Source organism: Nostoc sp. CHAB 5715 (assembly GCF_020829685.1).
Lineage (GTDB): Bacteria > Cyanobacteriota > Cyanobacteriia > Cyanobacteriales > Nostocaceae > Nostoc.
Genome location: NZ_JAIVFR010000510.1, coordinates 1 through 5379 on the forward strand (window position 1 = coordinate 1; position 5379 = coordinate 5379).

The window sequence follows — 5379 nt, forward strand, 5'->3', positions numbered from 1 at the left end:
AACCATTCGGGAGATGATGTAATTTTAGACCTGACCGCAACTGCTAATCGTGCTGATGCTCTGAGTATGGTAGGCGTAGCACGGGAAGTAGCAGCTTTAACTGGTGGAAAGTTGAGCATTCTTGAACCTGGTGAAGTCTCTATTACTAAAAGTGCCGGAAATTTAGCTTTAAAAATTGCCGATACCCAAGCTTGTCCTGCATACATTGGTACGGTAATTGAACAGGTTAAAATTGCTCCATCTCCCGAATGGTTGCAACAGCGTTTGCGGGCTGCTGGGGTACGTCCCATAAGTAATGTAGTGGACATTACTAATTACGTTTTGTTGGAATGGGGACAACCACTGCACGCCTTTGATTGCGATCGCCTACAATCTGTTGCAAGTAGCGAAAATTTAACAATTGGTGTTCGCTTCGCCACTGCTGGAGAATCCCTCAAAACCCTGGATGGACAAACTCGCACCTTATCAACCCAAAATTTATTAATTACCGCTAACGACAAACCCGTAGCACTGGCGGGAGTTATGGGTGGAGAAGAAACAGAAGTCCATCAAGGGACTCAAAGCTTAGTTTTAGAAGCAGCTTTATTTGATTCCGTGGCAATTCGCCGTTCGTCTCGGAGTGTTGGGTTAAGAAGTGAGGCTTCTGGCAGATATGAACGAGGAGTTAACCGGGCTGAATTGGAAATAGCTAATCGCCGCGCCTTATCCTTAATTAGCGAATTAGCTAGTGGAATTATTGTCCAGCAGGAAATTGCCGACACCCGCCCCGATCCGTCTACTTGGAGTCGTTCTATCGCCCTGCGTTTAGACCGAGTTAATCAGATACTGGGGCCAATCGATTTGGGAGAGGATACAGGTGAACTGCAAAAACAAGACGTTGAGCGCATCCTGACTGCATTGGGATGTCAATTGACTCCTTCAGGAGAAGATACTAACCATCAACCCAGATGGTCAGTTTCTGTTCCACCCTATCGTTACCGCGACTTAGAGCGAGAAATTGACTTAATTGAAGAAATCGCCCGTCTTTATGGTTACAACAAATTCTGTGATACTTTACCAGAAAAAGCGGAAGGTGGCTATCTGCCTTTAGATGAGGAATTGATTCGCAAGTTACGAGCTTTCCTCCGGGCTGAAGGGTTGACAGAATTAATTCACTATTCTTTAGTTAAACCAGGAGAAGACAGACAGATAGTACTGTCAAACCCATTATTTGCCGAATATTCAGCGCTGCGAAACGATTTGATATCTGGGTTGATTGATGCCTTTCAATACAATTTAGAGCAGGGTAATGATGCCTTGAACGGCTTTGAAATCGGGCAAATTTTCTGGCGAGAAGAAGACGGTTTGCAAGAAACAGAAGCCCTTGCTGGGATTGTCGGAGGGGATATTTCCGTTGGGAAATGGTCAAAAAGTGGACGCGAAGAACCCATCACCTGGTTTGAAGCTAAAGGCATTTTAGAAAGTGTATTTCGGCAACTTGCCTTGCAGGTAGAATTTCAACCCGATCGCCGAGATAATCGCTTACATCCAGGACGTACCGCTTCTCTGTGGATTCGGGGTAACAGACTAGGTATTTTTGGACAACTCCATCCCCAATTGCGACGAGAAAAAGGCTTACCAGATTCCGTTTATGTTTTCCAGTTGGATCTAGATGTGCTTTTAGATTCTCTGGGAGAAGATGAAGTTCTTGTGCAAACATTCCAGCCTTATTCTACATATCCGGCTAGCGATCGCGACATCGCCTTTTTCGCACCCGTGAAAATCTCAGTTGCCGAAATTCAAAAAGTAATTACCAAAGCGGGTAAAGATTTGCTCGAATCAGTGGAATTATTTGATGAATATCGGGGTGAAAATGTCCCCGAAGGGCAACGAAGTTTAGCATTCCGCTTAGTTTATCGGGCTAGCGATCGCACTCTTACTGAGGCAGAAGTTGAACCAGTACACAATAAAGTCCGCGAAGACTTGGTGGAAAAATTCGGCGTTAACCTGAGAAGTTAGAAGTTACGAGTTTTTTAGCTGGTTTTTCGCGTCAGTTTTACCCCACCCTAACCCTCCCCTTGGAAAGGCTACGGTGTACACACAAGTCGGAAAAACTTCATCCACCAAAGAATTGCGGTGCGTTACGCTGGCGTGACAAAGCTAAATTGTTGCAATCATGGCGATGCCTGCGGCGGGCATCGCCAACGCATTTGTTATTTCGGCGAACTCATTTGTTATTTTTGCGATGCCTGCGGCGGGCTACGCCAACGCATTTGTTATTTTGGCGAACTCATTTGTTATTTCGGCGTGTCCATATCTATAATATAGCAATCCTAAATGAGTCGTGAAAAATATAGATAAGGAAACGAACCGCCAAGAACGCCAAGGACGCAAAGATAAGAAAGAAAAAAGAGATATATAATTTTCACAAATGATTTAGGACTGCTATATTACTCAACAGTCTTTACTATATAATTTGGTATAATCCCACTCATAAAAAAATAGTAAATTTTCGGTAATCAACGATGATAGAATTTGCCGCCATTACTTCAGTAATTACTCCCATAATTAAAAAATATGCTCCTCAAGCTGGTCAACTAATCATTAAACAAGCTCAAAAAAACGAAGCTGTTATCAAAATTCTAAAGGAGTTAAAACTCAATCCTACCCAAATTCCTGATGATGTTGATACTGTTTATGTTTACGCTCTGGTAAGGTATGGTGTATTTAAACCTGAAGCAATTTTAAACCTGTTTAAAGAGAAAGTAATTAAAGATTATTTTTGGGATGCTTACAGTTCTAATGCTCCCTTTAAGTTCGTAGAAGATACAAAAATTTTTCTTAATAAAAATAGCCAACTAAAAACTCAGATAATCAAATCTAAAGTTGAGTTTTTGGGTGAATTAGAAGAGTTTTTGGGTGAATTAGAAGAATTTGGGGAAGCTTTTATTGCAGTTGCTAAACAAACGAAGTCTTCAAAATTTCAGCCTTATCCAGATTGGGATTTAGATGTTTATCCCAAAGAGTTTAAAGCCTTAATGTTTGAAAAAACTCGCTTGTTTTGCGGTCGTGATTTTGTTTTCAATGCTATTCAAGAATTCTTCACAACTAAAAGTAAGGGTTATTTTAGTGTAATTGGGGATGCAGGGATGGGTAAAAGTGCGATCGCAGCTAAATACGTTTTAGCTACTAAATACCCTTGTTATTTTAATGTTTTCGCAGAAGGACGCAACAAACCAGAAAAGTTTTTAGACAGTATTCGTAAACAGTTAATTAAGCATTGTTCTCTCCAAAATGCAGACAACGCTGATTTAAGAACTTTACTGCAAAAAGCCAGTGAAGCACTAAAGGGACAAAAACTTGTAATTGTTGTTGATGCACTAGATGAAGTAGAACAAGAAGGAAATGGTAATCTTTTAGATTTACCACAAAATATTCCTGATGGAGTCTATTTTTTACTGACCAGACGACCTTATAATCAAGAAACAAAACGTTTAATTTTGTCTCCAGATACTCCTGTAGATGAATTGGATTTAAGAAAAGACGAATATAAAAATTTTAGTGCAGAAGATGTGAAAGAGTACCTTCATCTATTTCTCAATGCTGATAAAGACTATAAAGATCAATTGAAAAAATGGATTACAGACCGCAAGATTGCTGAACATAACTTTATTGAAGAAGTGGCGGCTAAGAGCGAAAATAATTTCATGTATTTGCGTTATGTATTACCTTGGATTGCTGAAGGTAAATATAGTAATTTGACCTTACAGGGATTACCACAAGGTCTTAAAGATTATTATCATGTTCATTGGCTGCGGATGGATATGGAAAATGAATCCAATGAAATGAAAGTAAAAATTTTGTATATGTTAGTAGAAAGAGGTGAACCGATATCTTTAAAGATGATTGCAGAAATTCTTGATCAGGATGAATCTTATGTGAAGTCAGTTTTCAAGGATTGGGTGGAATATATAACAGAAAAACTTAATAAAAATGAAAAAACAACTTACTATAATATTTATCATCTAAGTTTTCTGGAATTTCTCAAAGAGCAAGACAAATTAGATAAAGGTCGAAAATTATTTAAAGAAGTTAATCAACGTATAGCTGATTACCTGGAGCAGAGGATTGCATAAAATGGGTGAAATTGCTACTAAATTTGCCTCACAAACAGACGAAGTTAAAAATTTGTTTCTAGGTAAACGTGCTGAAAGCAACTTAAAAGCGGGTAACTGCAAAAAATATTATCAAATTCTCACAAATTTTGATTTTATTTCTCTGAAAATTCAATATCCTCGATTTGGAGTAGAAGCTCTAATTAGGGATTATGCTTTGATTTATGACCCAGAGGTATTGGAGAATTTAGAACAAGATGAGAAACTAGACTCCGAACAAATCAAAATCCTGAAATTAATTCAAGATGCGCTACGGTTATCAGCCCATGTTTTGAATCAAGACCAAACCCAATTAGTAGAACAATTATGGGGAAGGTTGCAGAGTTTTCCCCAGCCAGAAATTCAGCAAATTTTGAAAGATGCAGCACAAACTAAAAATGAAAATATCTGGTTACGTCCTGTTACAGCCAGCTTAACTACTCCAGGTGGAAACCTACGCCGTACCCTTATTGGTCATAATAAGTCAGTAAAAGCAGTAGCCCTGACCCCAGATGGCAAAAAAGCTGTTTCCGGCTCTAATGATAACACCTTAAAACTATGGGATTTAGATACTGGAAGAGAAATTTGTACTCTCATTGGTCATAATAACTCGGTAAAAGCAATAGCCATAACCCCAGATGGCAAAAAAGTCCTTTCTGGTTCTAATGACAACACCTTAAAACTATGGGATTTAGATACAGAAACAGAAATTTATACTCTCACTTATACCTTCACTGGTCATAATAATTCTGTAAAAGCAGTAGCCATGACCCCAGATGGTCAAAAAGCCATTTCTGGTTCTGATGACAAGAACCTGAAACTGTGGGATTTAGAGACAAAAAGGGAAATTTATACCTTTATTGGTCATAAGGACTCGGTAAAAGCAGTAGCCATGACCCCAGATGGTAAAAAAGCCATTTCTGGTTCAAATGACAACACCCTGAAAATGTGGGATTTAGATACAGAAAAAGAAATTTATATCCTTACTTATACCTTTATTGGTCATAAAAACCCAATAAATGCAGTAGCCATAACCCCAGATGGCAAAATAGCCATTTCTGGTTCTGTTGACAAGAACCTGAAACTGTGGGATTTAGAGGCAAGAAGGGAAGTTTATACCCTCACTGGTCATAAGGACTCGATAAATTCAGTAGCCATAACCCCAGATGGTAAAACTGGCCTTTCTTGTTCTGATGACAACACCCTAAAACTGTGGGATTTAAAGCTAGGAAGGGAAATTTATACC

At 39.0% G+C, this 5379-nt stretch carries 4 protein-coding genes; all 4 read left to right on the forward strand.

Going from position 1 to position 5379, the window contains the following annotated elements; translation table 11 throughout:
• Positions 1-1998, forward strand: a 1998-nt coding sequence (gene pheT / locus LC574_RS24630; RefSeq protein WP_229456176.1) for a phenylalanine--tRNA ligase subunit beta, incomplete at its 5' end; no start/stop codon positions are given.
• Positions 1999-2155: 157 nt separating this feature from the next.
• Positions 2156-2302, forward strand: a complete 147-nt coding sequence (locus LC574_RS24635) for a hypothetical protein (RefSeq protein ID WP_229456177.1) — start codon at positions 2156-2158, stop codon at positions 2300-2302.
• A gap of 202 nt (positions 2303-2504) precedes the next feature.
• The gene (locus LC574_RS24640) at positions 2505-4115 is read left to right on the forward strand and encodes an AAA family ATPase (RefSeq protein WP_229456178.1); all 1611 of its coding nucleotides are present in this window, start codon (positions 2505-2507) and stop codon (positions 4113-4115) included.
• Position 4116: 1 nt separating this feature from the next.
• A partial coding sequence (locus LC574_RS24645; RefSeq protein ID WP_229456179.1) for a WD40 repeat domain-containing protein occupies positions 4117-5379 on the forward strand: 1263 nt, incomplete at its 3' end.